Annotated in this window: 15 protein-coding genes; 5 read left to right on the top strand and 10 right to left on the bottom strand. The window is 70.8% G+C overall.

Annotated features, from left to right (window positions below; translation table 11 throughout):
- Positions 1 to 5 precede the first annotated feature (5 nt).
- From QQM72_RS29510 to QQM72_RS29520, 3 genes are read left to right on the top strand one after another with little or no spacing between them, the layout of a single operon-like run.
- Entirely contained in the window at positions 6 to 833 is an 828-nt protein-coding gene (locus tag QQM72_RS29510; RefSeq protein WP_314224000.1) for an STM4013/SEN3800 family hydrolase, read from the top strand.
- On the top strand, positions 830 to 2,188 hold the full coding sequence (locus QQM72_RS29515) for an STM4012 family radical SAM protein (RefSeq protein ID WP_314223881.1): 1,359 nt from the start codon (positions 830 to 832) through the stop codon (positions 2,186 to 2,188). Before QQM72_RS29510 ends, QQM72_RS29515 begins: the two co-directional genes overlap by 4 nt.
- Before the next feature lie 10 nt (positions 2,189 to 2,198).
- On the top strand, positions 2,199 to 3,140 hold the full coding sequence (locus QQM72_RS29520; RefSeq protein WP_314223882.1) for an STM4011 family radical SAM protein: 942 nt from the start codon (positions 2,199 to 2,201) through the stop codon (positions 3,138 to 3,140).
- A gap of 6 nt (positions 3,141 to 3,146) precedes the next feature.
- Here QQM72_RS29520 and QQM72_RS29525 read toward each other — a convergent pair whose 3' ends face one another.
- From QQM72_RS29525 to QQM72_RS29545, 5 genes are all read right to left on the bottom strand, one after another.
- Complete coding sequence (locus tag QQM72_RS29525) at positions 3,147 to 5,174, bottom strand: RICIN domain-containing protein (RefSeq protein ID WP_314223883.1); 2,028 nt, start codon at positions 5,172 to 5,174, stop codon at positions 3,147 to 3,149.
- A gap of 133 nt (positions 5,175 to 5,307) precedes the next feature.
- Positions 5,308 to 7,353: a beta-galactosidase gene (locus QQM72_RS29530; RefSeq protein ID WP_314223884.1), complete on the bottom strand. Its 2,046-nt coding sequence runs from the start codon at positions 7,351 to 7,353 to the stop codon at positions 5,308 to 5,310.
- A gap of 99 nt (positions 7,354 to 7,452) precedes the next feature.
- Positions 7,453 to 8,790 carry an ABC transporter substrate-binding protein gene (locus QQM72_RS29535; protein ID WP_314223885.1) on the bottom strand — a complete coding sequence of 446 codons (1,338 nt, stop codon included), beginning with the start codon at positions 8,788 to 8,790 and terminating at the stop codon, positions 7,453 to 7,455.
- Between the two features lie 92 nt (positions 8,791 to 8,882).
- Positions 8,883 to 9,806 carry a carbohydrate ABC transporter permease gene (locus QQM72_RS29540; protein ID WP_314223886.1) on the bottom strand — a complete coding sequence of 308 codons (924 nt, stop codon included), beginning with the start codon at positions 9,804 to 9,806 and terminating at the stop codon, positions 8,883 to 8,885.
- 4 nt (positions 9,807 to 9,810) lie between these two features.
- Positions 9,811 to 10,737 (bottom strand): carbohydrate ABC transporter permease, encoded by a 927-nt coding sequence (locus QQM72_RS29545; protein WP_314223887.1) that lies wholly within the window; start codon positions 10,735 to 10,737, stop codon positions 9,811 to 9,813.
- A 293-nt stretch (positions 10,738 to 11,030) separates the two neighbouring features.
- Here QQM72_RS29545 and QQM72_RS29550 point away from each other — a divergent pair, with 293 nt between their 5' ends.
- Positions 11,031 to 12,023, top strand: a complete 993-nt coding sequence (locus QQM72_RS29550) for a LacI family DNA-binding transcriptional regulator (protein WP_314224001.1) — start codon at positions 11,031 to 11,033, stop codon at positions 12,021 to 12,023.
- Between the two features lie 252 nt (positions 12,024 to 12,275).
- Here QQM72_RS29550 and QQM72_RS29555 read toward each other — a convergent pair whose 3' ends face one another.
- The 5 genes from QQM72_RS29555 to QQM72_RS29575 all read right to left on the bottom strand — a co-directional run bounded on the left by QQM72_RS29555 (position 12,276) and on the right by QQM72_RS29575 (position 15,468).
- Entirely contained in the window at positions 12,276 to 12,929 is a 654-nt protein-coding gene (locus tag QQM72_RS29555; protein ID WP_314223888.1) for a lysophospholipid acyltransferase family protein, read from the bottom strand.
- A gap of 75 nt (positions 12,930 to 13,004) precedes the next feature.
- Positions 13,005 to 13,286, bottom strand: a complete 282-nt coding sequence (locus QQM72_RS29560) for a hypothetical protein (RefSeq protein ID WP_314223889.1) — start codon at positions 13,284 to 13,286, stop codon at positions 13,005 to 13,007.
- A gap of 172 nt (positions 13,287 to 13,458) precedes the next feature.
- Positions 13,459 to 13,635, bottom strand: a complete 177-nt coding sequence (locus tag QQM72_RS29565) for a twin-arginine translocase TatA/TatE family subunit (RefSeq protein WP_399079078.1) — start codon at positions 13,633 to 13,635, stop codon at positions 13,459 to 13,461.
- Between the two features lie 16 nt (positions 13,636 to 13,651).
- Positions 13,652 to 14,227: a TerD family protein gene (locus QQM72_RS29570; RefSeq protein ID WP_307166860.1), complete on the bottom strand. Its 576-nt coding sequence runs from the start codon at positions 14,225 to 14,227 to the stop codon at positions 13,652 to 13,654.
- 560 nt (positions 14,228 to 14,787) lie between these two features.
- A complete protein-coding gene (locus QQM72_RS29575; RefSeq protein WP_314223890.1) occupies positions 14,788 to 15,468 on the bottom strand; it encodes a hypothetical protein in 681 nt (226 codons plus the stop codon).
- 421 nt (positions 15,469 to 15,889) lie between these two features.
- Here QQM72_RS29575 and QQM72_RS29580 point away from each other — a divergent pair, with 421 nt between their 5' ends.
- The gene (locus QQM72_RS29580) at positions 15,890 to 16,870 is read left to right on the top strand and encodes a threonine ammonia-lyase (RefSeq protein ID WP_314223891.1); all 981 of its coding nucleotides are present in this window, start codon (positions 15,890 to 15,892) and stop codon (positions 16,868 to 16,870) included.
- Positions 16,871 to 16,925 lie beyond the last annotated feature (55 nt).

Raw genomic sequence — 16,925 nt, forward strand, 5'->3', positions numbered from 1 at the left:
CCGACATGAACGAGGTGGTGGGCAGCCACGACCTTCTCCTCGTCACCCTCGACACACTCCGCCACGACGTCGCCGCCGAGCTGGCGGCCGCGGGCCGCATCCCCCACCTGGCCCGCCACCTCCCCGGCGGACGCTGGGAGGAGCGGCACGCGCCGGGCAGCTTCACCTACGCCTCCCACCAGGCGATCTTCGCGGGTTTCCTGCCGACCCCGGCCGCCCCGGGACCGCATCCGCGGCTGTTCGCGGCGAGCTTCGCGGGCAGCGAGACCACCGCGGGCGGAACCTACGTCTACGACACCCCCGACCTCGTGTCGGGCCTCGCCGAGGACGGCTACCACACCGTGTGCATCGGGGGAGTGGGCTTCTTCAACAAGCAGGGCCCGCTGGGCTCGGTGCTGCCCGGCCTGTTCCACGAGGCCTACTGGGCACCGGAGTTCGGCGTGACCTCACCCGAGTCCTTCGAGAACCAGGTCGCCGAGGCCGAGCGCGTCGTACGCCGCCTCCCGCCCGAACAGCGGCTGTTCCTCTTCGTCAACGTGTCCGCCCTGCACCAGCCGAACTGGTTCCATCTGCCCGGCGCGACCCGCGAGACCGGCGACAGCCGGGAGACGCACGCCGCCGCGCTGGAGTACGTGGACCGGCACATCGGCCGCCTGTTCGCCGCCGCGAGCAGCAGGCGCCGCTGCTTCGCGATCGTCTGCTCCGACCACGGCACCGCCTACGGCGACGACGGCTACACCGGGCACCGCCTCGGCCACGAGTCCGTGTGGACCGTGCCGTACGCCCACTTCTTCCTCGACCCCGCACCCCGTCCGACGGAGGCCGGCCGATGACCACCGCCGAGCCGGCCACCCGCACCGGCCCGTACCAGCACTACGTCTACGCCTACCCGCACAAGACGGCCTACCGCGAGCTCCCCGGCCGCCCGTCCCTCAAAGCCCTCTGGGCGGCGGAGCCCAAGGACACGCTCTCCCTCTACCTGCACATACCGTTCTGCGAGGTCCGCTGCGGCTTCTGCAACCTCTTCACCCGCATCGGCGCCCCCGACGGACTGACGGGCGCCTACCTCGACGCCCTGGAACGGCAGGCGAGGGCCGTACGGGAGGCGCTGGGGGACACGGACGACGTCCGCTTCGCCACGGCCGCCTTCGGCGGCGGCACCCCCACCTTCCTCACCGCCGCCGAGCTGGACCGGCTCTGCGACATCGCCGAGCACCGCATGGGCGCCGACCTGCGCGCGGTCCCGCTGTCGGTCGAGGCCTCGCCCGCCACGGCCACCGCCGACCGCCTCGCCGTCCTGGCCGGCCGGGGCACGACCCGGCTGAGCCTGGGCGTGCAGAGCTTCGTCGACTCCGAGGCCAGGGCCGCCGTACGCCCGCAGCGCCGTGCCGAGGTCGAGGCGGCCCTCGCCCGCGTCCGCGACACCGACATCCCGGTCCTCAACATCGACCTGATCTACGGCATCGACGGCCAGACCGAGCGGAGCTGGCGGCACTCCCTGGACGCGGCCCTGGCCTGGCGGCCCGAGGAGCTCTACCTCTACGCGCTCTACGTCCGCCCCCTGACCGGCCTCGACCGCCGTGGCCGCGGGCAGGCGGCGGACCCCGACCCGGCCTGGGACGAGCAGCGGCTGCGGTTGTACCGCGCGGGCCGCGACCACCTCCTCGCGCACGGCTACACCCAGCAGTCCATGCGCATGTTCCGCCGTACCGACGCCCCGCCGCAGGGCGCGGACGACTACGCCTGCCAGACCGACGGCATGATCGGGCTCGGCTGCGGCGCCCGCTCCTACACGGCCGGCCTGCACTACTCCTTCGACTACGCCGTCGGCATGCACCAGATCCGGGGCATCATCGACGACTACGTCGCCACCGACGCGTCCGCCTTCGCCCACGCCGAGGTCGGCCACCCCATGAACCCCCAGGAGGCGCGCCGCCGCCACCTGCTCCAGTCGCTTCTCCAGGCCGAGGGCCTGCGCCTCGACGACTACCGGACCCGGTTCGGCGGCGCGCCCGCCGACGACTTCGGCCCCGAGCTCGAACGCTTCGCCGACCGCGGCTGGCTGACCGACACGGATCCGACGACCCTCAGGCTCACCCCCGAGGGCCTCGCGCACTCCGACGCCATCGGTCCCGAGCTGTTCTCCCCGGCCGTGCGGGCCGCCATGACCGCCTACGAGCGGAAGTGATCCGGCCGCCATGGACCTGACCCTGCTCTACCGCGGCCCGCTCGCCTCCTGCGACTACGACTGCCCCTACTGCCCGTTCGCCAAGCGGCGCGACAGCACGGAGCAACTGCGCGCCGACCGGGCCGCCCTCGAACGGTTCGCGCGGTGGGCCGCGGCCCGCACCGACGACCGGCTCTCGCTCCTGTTCACCCCGTGGGGCGAGGGACTGGTCCGCTCCTGGTACCGGCGCGCCCTCGCCGACCTCTCCCACCTCCCGCACATCCGCCGGGTCGCCGTGCAGACCAACCTCAGCTGCCGCACCGACTGGCTCGCCGAGGCCGATCCCGACACCCTGGCCCTGTGGTGCACGTACCACCCGGGCCAGACGCCGTACGACCGCTTCCTCGGCAAGTGCCGCGAACTGGCGGAGCGGGGCATCCGCTTCAGCGTCGGCGTCGTCGGACTGCCCGAGCACCTCGACGCGGCCCGCCGGCTGCGCGCCGACCTGCCCGCGCACGTCTATCTGTGGATCAACGCCGCCGAGGGCCACACCTACGAGGACGCCGAGGCCGACCGGTGGACCGCCCTCGACCCGCTCTTCCCGTACAGCCGCCATCCGCACACCAGCGCCGGTCTGCCCTGCCGCACCGGCGACTCGGTGATCTCGGTCGACGGCGAGGGCACCGTCCGGCGCTGTCACTTCGTCCCCGCCGAACTCGGCAACCTCTACGACGGCTCGTACCGCGCCGCCCTGCGTCCCCGCCCCTGTCCGCTCGCCGTCTGCGACTGCCACATCGGCTATGTCCACCTCGAGACGCTGCCGCTGTACGACGTCTTCGCGGGCGGGGTCCTGGAACGGATTCCGGCACCCGCTCCCGCACAGCGCTCCGCCCGCGTCACGACGATCGCGACGCGGGCGGAGACACGGGTGGGGACAGGGGCGGGGACGACGGACCCGCAGGACGTGACCTGACAGGGGCTAGGGGGTCACGTCCGTGACCCTCCAGCGCTGGTTGGAACCGGAGTTGGCCTGCCAGGTCGTGACGGCCGCGCCCTCGTTGGTCGCCTGGCCGCCGACCTCGAGGAGGCGTCCGGTGGCCACGTTGACCAGGGTCCATGTCCCGTCGCCGGTGGTCGACATGATCCACTCGGTGGCCGGGTCACGCTCGCCGGTGTCGGGTTCGACCACCGGCACGTTGTCGCGGACGGCGAGACGCTCGCCCTTAGCCGCGTTGGCGAGGACGTAGTGCTGGCGGGCGCCCGTCCTGCCGTACCGGGCGTCCAGCTGCCACTGCTGCGCGGTGCTGCCGTTGCCCGAGCCGATGACCAGGTTCGTGCCGTTGGCCCCGACGGTCACCGCCTTGCCGCTCTGCACGCCGGTCAGCGTGTAGGAGTGGCCCTTGCTGAACAGGCCCGCGTCCTTCGCGACGCCGGAGACACCCTTGACGGCGAAGGAGGTCACGGACTGGGCGGGGACGGTGTAGGTGGCCTTGCCGTCGACGACCTCGACCGGGGCCTGCTGCTTGAGCTTGCCGTCGGCGCTGGTCACCGTGGGTGTGACCGTCGCGCTGTCCTTGACGGTGCGGAACCTGGACAGGTCGATGGTGACCGTGCGGGCCTCGGTGGTGCTGTTGACGTGGACGACCGAGGCGCCCTTGCCGTCCTTGGTCACGGCGGCGGCGCTGGAGGTGTCGTCCACCTTGATCAGCTTGTCACCGGGCTTGATGAAGTGCGTGAAGTTCCTGGCCGTGTCGAACTTGGTGTTGGTGTAGATCGGGCAGGACTGGAGGGTGTCCGTGCCGGTGCAGCTGAACGGGAGCTGGATGGAGCCCCAGTTGCCGCCCTTCGCGGACTCGCCGCCCGGCTTCATGTTGTCGTAGTCCTCGACCGGCTGCCAGAACACCCAGGCGGTGGGCTCCAGTTCACGCAGGTCGTTCACCATCTGCTGGGCGAGCCCGAGGCCCGGACGCATGTCCGTGAAGCTCTGCCCGTCGCCCCAGTCGCCCTCGACCTCGCTCATCCACAGCGGCTTGTCGGCGGCCTTGGCGAGATCACGCACGGTGGTGCGCTGCCCGGTGCCGTAGGTGTGGACGTTCATCTGGTCGACGAGGTCCCTGGACGCCTGCGAGTAGGCGTTCCAGTTCGTCGCGAAGATGGACGGGTTGGTCTCGTCCATCGCCGATATCCGCGCCTTCGTCTTCGCCTTCTGCAAAGCGGGCGCCAGCGCGGCGAGCACCTTCTGCTGGAGCTCGGGGCCGATGTGGGCGCCCTCCTGACGGCCGCCGACGGGCTGGCCGTTCGCGTCCAGCCGGGTGCCCCAGTAGCCGGTGTTGGGCTCGTTGAACGGGTCGACGGTGTCGACCTTGATGCCCTCGGCCTTCTCCAGCCGCTTGGTCGCGCCCGCCACGTAGGCGGCGAAGTCGTCGACGGAGTCGGCCTTGAGCTGGTCGGTGTTGGCGTTGAAGCCGCCGGACACGTACCCGCTCTCGGTCATGAACCACGGCGGGGAGTTGCTGAAGGTCTCCCAGTGGGTGATGTCCTTCTTGATGCGGTCCACCCACCAGCGCTGGGTGGCGTCGGCGTCCTTGTTCCAGTCGGCCGGGTCGTCCGCGCTCCACCAGTCGGTGTCCTCGCGGGTGGTGCCCGCGGGCGCCTTCCACCAGCCCTCCACGGCACCGCCGGCCCGCAGGTAGTCCGTGACGTCCGGGGCGTTGCCGCCGCCGATGTTGTACCGGGCGATGTTCAGCGCGAGGCCGTCGTCGCCGAAGAGCAACGTGGCCAGCTTCTCGCGGATCGCCGGGGGATAGTCCCCGGTGGCGTTGGCGAACCAGACCAGGCTGGTGCCCCAGCCCTCGAACTTCTGCTGCTGGTACGACGGATCCGGCGTCACGGTGACGGCGGCCTCGGCGTGTGCCTGCACGGGGACGCTGAGGAGGGCGGCCCCGGTGGCCAGCGCGGTGAGTGCGGCGGCCCCGAGGCTGCGTCTGCTGCGGGTACGGCGTGCCATCTGTGCTCCCAACTGCGGTGCGGTCGCTGTGGTGGGCCCCTCCTGCCGCGCGGACAGGAGGGGATGGCCCTCGGCGCGGCGGTGTGCCGCGCCGAGGAGTCGTGGGGCGTGCGGGGTGCGCGGGTGTGTGGCGTCAGTCGCGGGGCCGGCGCAGTACGGCGACCTCCCGCGGCCCGAGGACGAGGCCGCCCTCCGTGCCGCCGGTGCCGACCAGGACCTCTCCGTCCATCCCGGTCACCGGCACCGTGTCGTCGGTCCGGTTGACCAGGAACAGGAACCGTCCCTCGGCGCCGCGCCGGACGGTCAGCTCCACCGATCCCCGCACGTCCGCCGGGAGTTCACTGCCGACCCCGGCCGGCTCCAGCAGCCGTGGCAGCAGCGAGGCGAGCCCGTCGACACCGAGCCGGGTGGAGACGTACGAGGCCGAACCGTCGCCGGTCGGGCGCCGGGTGACGGCGGGGCGTCCGGCGTGCACACCGGTGCGGTAGTGCGCCAGCACCTCGGTGTCGGAGCCGGTGACGGTGATCCGGTCGGTCCACAGGCTGCCCGAGGTGGCGTCGTCCAGTTCCACGGACTCCCCGGCGAGCAGCGGGCCGAACTCCTCGATGCGGATGCCGAGCAGGTCGCGCAGGGCGCCCGGGTATCCGCCGAGCCAGACGTGGTCGTTCTCGTCGACGACCCCGGAGAAGTACGTGGTGACGAGGTGGCCGCCCTGCTCGGCGTAGCAGGTCAGTTCCTTGGCCAGTTCGGCCGGCACCATGTGCAGCACGGGCGCGATCAGCACCTGGTGCCGGGAGAGGTCGGCGCGGGTGGTGACGAGGTCGGCGCGGACACCGAGGGCGAGCAGCGCCGAGTACCAGTCGAGCGCCTCCTGCCGGTAGTCCAGCAGGGCGGTGGGGTGGGAGTCCTGCTCACTGGCCCACCACGACTGCCAGTCGTAGAGGATGCCGACGGCCGCCGACTCCCGCTCCGAACCCGCCACCGGGGCAAGGGCCTTCAGCGTGGCGCCGAGGGCGGCCACCGCGCGGAACAGGTCGCTGTCCTCGCCGGCGTGCGGGACCATCGCCGAGTGGTACTTCTCGGCGCCGGCCGCCGACTGCCGCCACTGGAAGAAGCACACCGCGTCCGCGCCGTGCGCCACGTGCAGCAGCGCGTCACGGGCCAGGTCGCCGGGCCGCTTCGCCACGTTCACGGGCTGCCAGTTGACGGCGCTGGTGGAGTGCTCCATCAGGAACCAGGGCCGGCCTGCCGCGATGCCGCTGGTGAGGTTCGCCGAGAACGACAGCTCGTCGCGGTCCTGCGGGCCGGGGTGGACGTAGTGGTCGTTGGAGACGAAGTCGATCTCGCTCGCCCAGTCCGGGTAGTTCATGCCCTTGGTGTTGCCCATCACCATGAAGTTCGTGGTGACCGGGATCTCCGGCGTGATCTCCCGCAGGATGTCCCGCTCCGCGACGAGGTGGTCCTTCAGGGCGTCCGAGGAGAACCGCTTGAAGTCCAGCTGCTGCGTCGGGTTGGGGTGCGAGGCGGCCAGCCGGGGCGGCAGGATCTGCTCCCAGTCGCTGTAGCGCTGCGACCAGAAGGCGGTGCCCCAGGCGTGGTTGAGGGCGTCGAGCGAGCCGTAGCGGGCACGCAGCCAGACCCGGAAGGCGCGGGCCGCGTCGTCCGAGTAGTCGTAGACGTTGTGGCAGCCCAGCTCGTTGGAGACGTGCCAGGCGACGAGCGCCGGGTGGTCCCGGTAGCGGTCGGCCATCTTGCGGACCAGACGCAGGGCGTACTCACGGAAGACGGGAGAGGTGGGCCGCCAGTGCTGGCGGGCACCCGGCCAGAGCGTCTCGCCGTTCGCCGTGACCGGCAGGATCTCCGGGTGGGCGGTGGTGAGCCAGGGCGGCGGCGAGGCGGTGGCGGTGGCCAGGTCGACGCCGATCCCGCCCGCGTGCAGCAGGTCCATGACCTCGTCGAGCCAGCCGAAGTCCCAGGTGTCCGGACCCGGCTGGATACGGGCCCAGGAGAAGATCCCCACGGAGACGACGGTGACGCCGGCCTCCCGCATCAGCCGTACGTCCTCCTCCCACACGTCCCGGGGCCACTGCTCGGGGTTGTAGTCGGCGCCGTACGCCAGGCGCGGAGCGGGGTCACCGTCCGCCCCGCGCAGCATGCGGGACTGGAGGGTGGAGATCATGGCGGTCCTTCCGAAGGTGATGCACGGGGGCGGCGCGGCCCGGGAGCCGCGCCGCCCGGCGTTTCTTGCTTGTCGAGTGCTGGTGGAACTGCCTGCCGGCTACTTCTCGATGGTGAAGCCCTGCTCCTGGCCGTACTTGGTCAGGGAGTCCTGCCAGGACTTCAGACCGTCCGCCACCGTGGTGCCGGAGACGTAGGCCTTGCCGACGGTGTCGTTGAAGATCGAGTTCGCGTAGGCCTGGAAGGGGAGGTACGACCAGTCGCTCGCCACGTTCGCGGCGGAGTCGGCGAAGACCTTGTTGGCTTCCTGACCACCGAAGTAGTCGAACTTCTTGCTCTGGAACGAGGCCGACGCGAGCTCCGCCTTGGTGGCGGGGAAGGCGCCTTCGCTGATCCGGGTGGCGACACCGTCACCGGCGTTGGCGTACTCCGTGAAGGCGTACGCGAGTTCCTTGTTCTTGCTCAGCGCCGGGACGGTCAGCGAGCTGCCGCCGCTCTCCGCGCTCGCCTTGTCGCCCGCGGTCCAGGCAGGCAGCGCGGCCGCGCGCCACTGGCCCGTGGCGTTCGGGACGCCGCTGACGAAGTTGGCGGGCATCCAGGCGCCGGTGGGCAGGGTGGCGATGGTGCCGTCGCCCAGGCCCTTGTACCAGTCGTCGGTCCAGCCGGTGACCGGGGCGAGCAGCTTCTCGTCGATCAGCTTCTGCCAGACCGTCTCGAACTTCTTGGCGCCCGCGTCGTCGAAGTTGATGCCGACGTTGGTGCCGTCGACCTTGAACGGGCGCGAACCGGCCTGCCACAGCAGGGAGGTGGTCAGGCCCGCGTCACCGGTGTCGTTGGTGATGTAGGCCTTCGGGTCGGCCTTGTGCAGCTTGCGGGCCGCGTCCAGGTACTCGTCCCAGGTGGTCGGGACGGCGATCTTGTACTTGTCGAAGACCTGCTTGTTGTAGAACAGCGCCATCGGGCCCGAGTCCATCGGCAGGCCGTAGACCTTGTCGCCGTCGCTGACCGCGTTCCACGGACCGGGCGTGTACTTCGAGGCGAGCTTGTCGGCGCCGTAGGGAGCCAGATCGGTCAGGCCCTTGGCCAGGGAGTACTGGCCGACCGCGAAGTACTCGACCTGGGCGACGTCCGGGACACCCTTGCCGGCCGAGATGGCGTTGGACAGCGCGGTGTAGTGCTTGTCGCCGGAGCGCTCGCTGACCAGGTTGACCTTGACCTTCGGGTACTTCTTCTCGAAGTCGGCAGCCACGGTCTTCAGCGTGGGCTCCCAGGCCCAGACCGTGATGTCGCCGCCCTTGTCCAGGGCAGTCTGGATGTCGTCGGCGGAGACGGCCTTCGTGTCGGAGCCGTCGTCCGAGCCGCCGCAGGCGGTGACGCCCAGGGCGAGGGTGGAGACGAGGGCGATGCCGCGCAGGATGCGGCTCGTGGTTCTGCGCATGGGGCTGATTCCACTTCTTCGTGGGTGGGACAGGTGAGGGTGGGGGTGGTGCCGGTGTGACTCACATGTGGGGCTTGGGGGCGCGGCCCCTGTCACTCCTTGACACTTCCGGCGGCGAGGCCGGACTGCCAGTACTTCTGGAGGAACAGGAAGGCCGCGATCAGGGGAAGGATCGTGAGCAGGGAGCCCGTGATCACCAGGTTGAAGATCACGTCACCGCCGACGGTCTGCGCCTGGGAGCTCCAGGCGCTCAGACCCAGCGTCAGCGGGTACCAGTCCGCGTCCTTGAGCATGATCAGCGGGAGGAAGTAGTTGTTCCAGGTGGCGACCGTGGTGAACAGCAGCACGGTCACGATCCCGGGGGCCAGCAGCGGCAGCGCGACCTGGAAGAAGGTCCGCGCCTCGCTCGCCCCGTCCATCCGGGCCGCCTCCAGCAGCTCGGTCGGGATCGCCTCCGCGGCGAACACCCACATCAGGTAGAGGCCGAACGGCGACACCAGCGAGGGAATGATCACTGCCCAGGGGGTGTCGGTCAACCCCATCTTGCTGAACATCAGGAAGGTCGGGACCGCCAGCGCCGTGCCCGGTACGGCCACCGCGCCGATCACGACGGCGAAGATCGCACGCTTGCCGGGGAACTGGAACTTCGCCAGCGCGTACCCGCCGAGCACCGCCAGCAGCGTCGCACCGCCCGCGCCGAGCACCACGTACAGCAGGGTGTTCAGCAGCCAGCGGCCGAAGATGCCGTCGTGGTAGGTGAAGGTGTCCCGGACGTTCTCCCACAGGGCGAAGTCGTGGGCGAACCACAGGCCGTTCGAGTCGGCCAGACCCGACTGGGTCTTCGTGGCGTTGATCACCAGCCAGATCAGCGGCACCACGGTGTAGAGGACCACCAGGGCCATCAGCACCGTCAGCAGCACGTTGCGCTTCGGCTTGCCCGCACCGTGCTTCTTGCGGGCGGTCCGCAGCCTGGGGGCGGTGCCCTTCGGAGGGGAGGCGGTGACAGAGGTGCTCATCGGGTCACGCTCCCTTGCGCATGCCGCGCAGCTGGACGGCGTAGGCGACGATCATCGTGATGACACCCATGATGATGGCCACCGTCGCGGAGTAGTTGTGCTGCTGGCCGGCGAAGGACAGCGAGTACGTGTAGAAGTTCGGCGTGAAGTCCGTGGTGATGGCGTTGAGCGCCAGCGGACGCAGGATGCTCGGCTCGTTGAAGAGCTGGAAGCTGCCGATGATCGAGAAGATCGTCGCGATGACGAGCGCGCCCCGGATCGCGGGCAGCTTGATCGCGCTGATGATCCGCCACTGGCCGGCACCGTCGATCTCCGCCGCCTCGTACAGCGAGGTCGGGATGACCCGCAGCGCCGAGTAGAAGATCAGCATGTTGTACCCGACGAACTCCCAGGTCACGATGTTGCCGATGGAGGCGAGCACCCAGCCGGGGGAGAGCAGGTCGGGCAGCGTGACACCGAACGCGGAGTTGATGTCGCCCACCAGGCCGTACTTGGTGCCGTACATGAAGCCCCACATCAGGGTGGCGACCACGGCGGGCACGGCGTAGGGCAGGAAGATCGTGATCCGGAAGAAGCTCTTGCCGTAGAGCCGGCCACTGTCCAGTGCCAGCGCCACCAGCAGGGCGATGCCCAGCATGATCGGCACCTGGACCGCCAGGAAGAGCGCCACCCGGCCCACCGCCGACCAGAACGCGCCGTCCTGCAGGGCCCGCGTGTAGTTGTCCAGCCCGACGAACTGGTTGCCGCCGATGAGCTGGTTGCGGAAGAGGCTCAGATAGATCGAATACACGATCGGGGCCAGGAAGACCAGGGCGAAAACGGCCACGAAGGGACCGATGAAACCCCACCCCGTCCAGGAGCGGCGGTCCCGTTTCGCCGGGGGAGGTGCCGGCCGCGGCTCGGCGGCCACCGGCGGTTGCAGCGTCGTCATGTCGTTCCTCGCTCATCCAGTCCTGGAACCGGGGCGGTGTTGCGCGGAGATTTCCGAACGCCCCACCGCCACCATGATGTTTACGTAAACATCAGCCACGCAAGAGGCTTGGCAAGCTGTTATGTTTACGTAAACATCTGATGGCGGCATGTCTACACTGCCCCGATAACGATGGTCAAGGGTCCTCCGGGGAGACCGTGGCACCTGCGCCGACAGAGAGGTGGGCACACCGAGTGGACATGGCTGAAAGAACACCGGCCCAAGCGCCGGGACGCGGCCGGGCCACCGCCTCCATGGCGGACGTCGCACGGCTCGCCGGGGTGTCCTCGCAGACCGTCTCGCGGGTCTCCAACGGTTACGCCGGTGTGAACGAGGAGACCCGGCAGCAGGTCCTCGAGGCCATGAAGGAACTCGGCTACCGCCCCAACAGCGCCGCCCGCGCCCTCAAGCGCGGCGAGTTCCGCACGATCGGCGTCATCACGTTCACGCTGTCCACGACCGGCAACGTGCGCACCCTCGAGGCGATCGCGACCTCGGCGGCCGCCGAGGGCTACGCGGTGACACTGCTCCCGGTGGCCGTCCCCACCAGCGACGAGGTGCGCGGCGCGTTCTCCCGGCTGGAGGAACTGGCCGTCGACGCGGTGATCGTCATCATGGAGGTCCACCTGCTGGACGCGGCCACCGTGAAACTCCCGCCGCACGTCCAGGTCGTGGTCGTCGACTCCGACGCAGGCGACCACTACACCGTCGTGGACACCGACCAGGCCGGCGGCACCAAGACCGCTGTCCGGCACCTCCTCGAACTGGGCCATCGCACCGTCTGGCATCTGGGCGGCCCCGAGGACTCGTTCGCCGCGCAGCGCCGCGCCGACGCCTGGCGGGAGGCCCTCACCGAGGCGGACCGCCCGGCGCCGCCCCCGGTCAGGGGCGACTGGTCGGCGGAGTCCGGCTACCTGGCCGGCCGTGAGCTGGCCGCCCGCGAGGAATGCACCGCCGTCTTCGCGGCCAACGACCAGATGGCCCTCGGCCTGCTGCGCGCCCTGCACGAAGCCGGGCGCCGGGTACCCGAGGACGTCAGCGTCATCGGTTTCGACGACATCCCCGAGGCCGGCTCCTTCCTGCCCCCGCTCACCACCCTGCACCAGGACTTCGCCGAGGTCGGCCGGCTCTGCGTCCAGGCCGTGCTGCGCAAGATGCGTCCGGACGGGTCCGAACACGGAACGACGCTCGTACCGACGCGGCTGGTGATGCGGCAGAGCACGGCGCCACCGCCCGCACAGCGGTGACAGCCGCATCCGAGGAGCAGCGGTGACAGCCGCGTCTGCTTCGGGTGCCGTGGGGTGGATGGCGCGGGGGTCCGCCCGCGGCCGCTCAGGGTTCAGACGGCAGCTGCTCCGGGTCTGGGCGGTGGCTGCCTCGGGTGCCTCGGCGGTGGCTGCCTTCAGAGGCCCCCGCGAGTCCGCCGGCGGCCGCCTTCGGAAGTCTGCCGGTGGCTGCCGAGCGGGTCCGCGGTGGCTGTGCCGCGGGATCTTCGGTGGCTACCTCGGGTGTTCGCCCACGGCGCGGGCCGCCGTCCGCCAGGCCGCGGTGACGGCGAGTCGGGCGGCCGCCGTGCCACGATCCGTCTCCGCGGGCAGCCGCATCGGCGCCCCGAGGTGGACATGGCAGTGCGGACGCCGGACGGGCGCCGTCAACGCGCCCGCCAGCTGCTTAGCGGCCGACCCCGAGGCGATCCGTCGGGCGCCCGCGTGGCCCACCGGCACCACCAGCGCGCCGGTCGCCTGCGCCAGACGGGCGAGCCCGGTACGGAACGGCTCGGGCGCGGTGGCCGCCGCGTCCCTGCGGCGCGGCAGCCGGCCCTCGCCGTAGAGGAGCACGTGCCGGCCGCCGGCCAGCGCCTCGGCGGCGGCGTCGAGAGCCAGCGCCGCGTGCGCCGTGCGGCGATGGACCGGAATGTGACCGGCACGGCTCAGCGCCCTGCCGAGCAGCGGTATGCGCCACAGTCCGGCGGTCGCCATCACCACCGGCTCGAGCTCGAGCTGCCGCAGCGCGGTCATGACGACGGCGGGGTCGGCCATGGAGTCGTGGTTGGCCACGAAGAGGGTCCCCGCGGGCAGGCGCAGCTTGATCTCACTGGTGACGGTGAGCCGCCCGAAGAACGGTGTCAGGGCGATGACGGCACGGCTGAACACGAGGGAACCTCCGGTAAGGGCGATCGGAGCCTCAGTGTCGTACCGCGGGGGAGGAGAGCGCCTGAGTACGGGTACTCAAGGAGCACGCCGAAACAGCGTGACCAGGAGCGCGGGGACGACGGCGCCGGGCCGGGTGTCCGATCCGGTCCGCGCCCGCCCCACGCCGTCGACGAGCCGGTGGCTGCGGCCGGCCCCGGCACCGAGGGCGTGGACGGTTGCGGCGACGGCGACGGCGAGGGCCGGAGCGGGCAGCGCGTCGAAGAGGGGGTTGCGTCGGGTCGGCCGGGGCGGCGGCGGGACCGGACGCACCAGCACGGTCCCGGCCTCGCACATCCGGTCGGCCGCCTCGACGTTCATCACCGGTTCATTCTCGCCGAGCCCCGTTCGAGGGACGTCCTCCGAGGCGTCCCTCTTCCGGCCCGTCGTACTTCTGGCGCTCGCGTCTCAGGGAGGACACCGGCCCGAGGCCGTGCCCACCGGATCTCAGGGAGGGCACCGGCCCGAGGCCGTGCCCACCGGCTTCTACGGATCAGCCGGGGTGCCGAAGCTCCCCGTCGGGTGACTGCTCCTCCTTCGCCGCCCGCGCCTCCGCCTTCAGGATGCGCGCCGACTTTCCGGCCGAACGGGCCAGTTCGGGCAGCTTCCTGGCGGCGAGGACGGCAATGACGACGACGAGGAGTATGGCGAATTCGCTCAGTCCGAACATGAGGAAGCCGCCCCGGTCAGACGTTGACGCCGAAGTCGGCGGCGATCCCTGCCAGCCCGGAGGCGTAACCCTGGCCCACGGCACGGAACTTCCACTCCGCGCCGTTGCGGTACAGCTCGCCGAAGACCATCGCGGTCTCGGTGGAGGCGTCCTCGCTCAGGTCGTACCGTGCGATCTCCTGGCCGCCCGCCTGGTTGACGACACGGATGAACGCGTTACGGACCTGGCCGAAGCTCTGGCCACGGTTCTCGGCGTCGTGGATGGAGACCGGGAAGACGATCTTGTCGATCCCGGCGGGTACGGCGGCGAGGTTCACCTTGACCGACTCGTCGTCGCCCTCCCCCTCGCCGGTGAGGTTGTCGCCGGTGTGCTCGACCGAACCGTCCGGGCTCTTCAGGTTGTTGTAGAAGACGAAGTGCTGGTCGGACAGGACCTTGCCGGACGCGTCCAGGAGCAGGGCCGAGGCGTCGAGGTCGTAGTCGGTGCCCGTGGTCGTCCGCACGTCCCAGCCCAGGCCGACCAGGACCGCGGTCAGGCCCGGCGCCTCCTTGCTCAGGGATACGTTGCCACCCTTGGACAGGGAAACTCCCACTGTCTTCCTCCTGGTTGAGACGGGTCGAGACCGATCGGGACCGATCAGGATGTCATGCGCGGTTGCGCCCGAATCGAATCTACAGCACTGTAGAAATGATGGGGAGGCGGCGCTCGACCGGAAGTATGACTCGTATCATCGCCGACATCTCGGTCTCCCTCGACGGCTTCGTCACCACATGCCCGCCCGAGCGGCACCGCACGGCCCCTTCGGCAGCCGTCGGCCGAGCGGTTCGGCCGGTCCGGCATGACGCCCTCGGGGCCGCGGACGTGGCAGAGGCGACAGCTTTCCCCGAACCGCGCAGGCTCCCCGGCGAGTTCGGCGCTGTGGGTGCGCAGGCGGGCAGCGATCTCCTCGATGTCGTCGACGGCGGACATGACGCGACGAATGCCCAGCGTGTTCGCCGGCGTGTCCTTCGGGCAGGGAGCCGACCGCCTTCGGCCGGCGGAACATCGCCGGCTCGATCCGGCCGTGGCCGTCCGGGGTGGCGCGCCGAACGACGGGCCTCAGGTGCCTTCCTTCCGCGCCTGTGGGCTGACCCGCGGACACGGAACGGAACGTCATGCGTGGGACGGCGCGGGCTGTTCCTCGGACGGTGCGGTCGCGGCGGACCGGGATGAGTCGGCGGCGGTGTAGAAGACGGACGATCCCTGCTTGGAGCGCTGCGCCTGGGTCTTGGCGACGAGGCCTTCGAGGGTGGTGCGGATCACGGTGGTCTTGACGGCGCGTTCGGGGTGGGCCTGGCCGAGGGCGGTGGCGATCTCGGCCGCCGAGCGGGGTTCACTCTGCTCGGTGAGGTGGCGGCGGACCAGGTCCACGAGGGTCGGCTGGGCCGTCCGCGCGACTTCGGCCTTGCCCGTGCTCGGCTTGCCGGCGCTCGGCTTGTCGGCCGGCTTCCCGGCCGACTGGGCGGGCTGGGCGGCGGCCTTCTTGCCCGGCTGGTTCTTCTTGCCCGGCTGGGTCCCCTTGCCCGTGCCGGATCGGCCGGCCTTCTTGCGCGGGGCGGGCACCGGGGCACTGCCGGACGGCGGTGCCGTCGTGTCGGGCACCGGCACCGCGTCGATGGCCTGCTGGATGTTGACGAGCACCGTGTGATCCCGCTGGAGGGATGTCAACTGCTCCTGCAGGGCGGCGATTTCCGCGCTGACACGTTCCTGCTCCTTGGTGTTGCGTTCCAGGTCGGCGGTCACCTGAGCGGTGTACTGCGAGGTGAGTTCGGTGGCGGAGGCGTTCTCGGACATGAAGCGCACAACCTTTCCTCGGTGTGAGGCGGCAGTCGACGGACCTGCCGGGCCCGCCCTCCGGGCGGGTCGATGCCTGCCGGGCACACCACTGCGAAGCCCTGTGCAGAGCCCTGTGCAGAGCCCTGATGGAGAGATAGTACGGACAAGCGGAGGAGATGGTTCTCTTCACGTGTCCACCGAGCCTGGACCACCCGGGCACATCGGCGATCCGTGTACGCGCCCGTCGTCGTCGCCCTGGTCGCCCTCATTGCCTTCGTCCACTCGTCGCCCTCGTCGCCCTCGTCGCGCCGGAGCCCCTTCGTGCCCGGCCACGGCGTCGAGCGCCCCGGGGCCCGCACCGTCGGATCGAGCCCAACCGACCCGCAGGAACGGACAATTGCTCGATGGGGCAGCGCGGGCGGCACTACGCTGCCATGTCGTGCAGGAGACGCGCCTCGACCTCGCTCGTATCCGGGCGGCTCGCCGGGTGATCGACCCGGTGTTCCTCGACACTCCGTTGTACCGCTGCGAGGCGCTGGAGCCCCGGCTCGGGTGCGACGTGAGTATCAAGCTCGAGACGGCGAACCCCGTCCGCAGCTTCAAGGCGCGCGGCACCGAGGTCGTCGCGAGCCTGCTCGCCGACCACGGCCCCCGAGCCGTGGTGTGCGCCAGCGCGGGCAACCTCGGCCAAGCCCTCGCCTGGTCCGGCCGCTCCCGGGGGCTCGAGGTCGCCGTCGTGGCATCCCGCTTCGCGTCCGCGGCCAAGCTTGATCGCATCCGAGCGTTGGAGGCCAGGCTGGAGCTGGTGGACGGCGACTTCGACATGGCTCGCGAGCGGGCGGCGGCTGTCGCGCGGCACGACGGCATCCGGCTGGTCGAGGACGGTCTGGACATCGAGACCTGCGAGGGCGCGGCGACCATCGGCCTGGAACTGGTGGACACGGCGCCGTCGTTCGACACGGTCCTGATCGCTCTCGGCGGCGGGGCGCTGGCCACCGGGGTGGGCCATGTGGTGAAGGCCTTGGCGCCCGCGGTCGAGGTGGTCTGCGTCCAGCCGCTGGGGGCACCGGCGATGACGCACTCGTGGCGCCGACGGAGCGTCGTCACCACCGACTCGACCGACACCATCGCCGACGGAGTCGCCGGCCGACGCCCCATCCCGGCCGTCCTGGACGACCTTCTCCTGGTCGCCGACGACGCCGTCCTGGTCTCCGAGGGGTCGATCATCGCCGGTATGAGGACGCTCCTCGACCACGCCGGCCTCGTCGTCGAACCGTCGGCCGCGCTCGGCATCGCGGCGATCCTCGAAAACCGTGACCGCTTCGCCGGCCGGCACGTGGCCACCATCGTGTGCGGCAGCAACGTCGACGTGGACGCCTATCGCGGCTGGATCAATACGCCTCTCGGCACAAGGCCTTGACGAGCTGCCGCCCGGACGCCCCGCCTTCGACCTCCTGCCCGGCCTTGAGGATCTG

The organism is Streptomyces zaehneri (genome assembly GCF_032248645.1).
Taxonomy (GTDB): domain Bacteria; phylum Actinomycetota; class Actinomycetes; order Streptomycetales; family Streptomycetaceae; genus Streptomyces; species Streptomyces coriariae.

Bases quoted from the DNA above. Each gene is read 5' to 3' on its own strand.
- QQM72_RS29530 (WP_314223884.1), bottom strand. From the start codon at position 7,353: ATGATCTCCACCCTCCAGTCCCGCATGCTGCGCGGGGCGGACGGTGAC.
- QQM72_RS29510 (WP_314224000.1), top strand. From the start codon at position 6: ATGAACGAGGTGGTGGGCAGCCACGACCTTCTCCTCGTCACCCTCGAC.
- QQM72_RS29550 (WP_314224001.1), top strand. From the start codon at position 11,031: ATGGCGGACGTCGCACGGCTCGCCGGGGTGTCCTCGCAGACCGTCTCG.
- QQM72_RS29575 (WP_314223890.1), bottom strand. From the start codon at position 15,468: ATGTCCGAGAACGCCTCCGCCACCGAACTCACCTCGCAGTACACCGCT.
- QQM72_RS29545 (WP_314223887.1), bottom strand. From the start codon at position 10,737: ATGACGACGCTGCAACCGCCGGTGGCCGCCGAGCCGCGGCCGGCACCT.
- QQM72_RS29520 (WP_314223882.1), top strand. From the start codon at position 2,199: ATGGACCTGACCCTGCTCTACCGCGGCCCGCTCGCCTCCTGCGACTAC.
- QQM72_RS29535 (WP_314223885.1), bottom strand. From the start codon at position 8,790: ATGCGCAGAACCACGAGCCGCATCCTGCGCGGCATCGCCCTCGTCTCC.
- QQM72_RS29560 (WP_314223889.1), bottom strand. From the start codon at position 13,286: ATGAACGTCGAGGCGGCCGACCGGATGTGCGAGGCCGGGACCGTGCTG.
- QQM72_RS29540 (WP_314223886.1), bottom strand. From the start codon at position 9,806: ATGAGCACCTCTGTCACCGCCTCCCCTCCGAAGGGCACCGCCCCCAGG.
- QQM72_RS29515 (WP_314223881.1), top strand. From the start codon at position 830: ATGACCACCGCCGAGCCGGCCACCCGCACCGGCCCGTACCAGCACTAC.
- QQM72_RS29565 (WP_399079078.1), bottom strand. From the start codon at position 13,635: ATGTTCGGACTGAGCGAATTCGCCATACTCCTCGTCGTCGTCATTGCC.
- QQM72_RS29525 (WP_314223883.1), bottom strand. From the start codon at position 5,174: ATGGCACGCCGTACCCGCAGCAGACGCAGCCTCGGGGCCGCCGCACTC.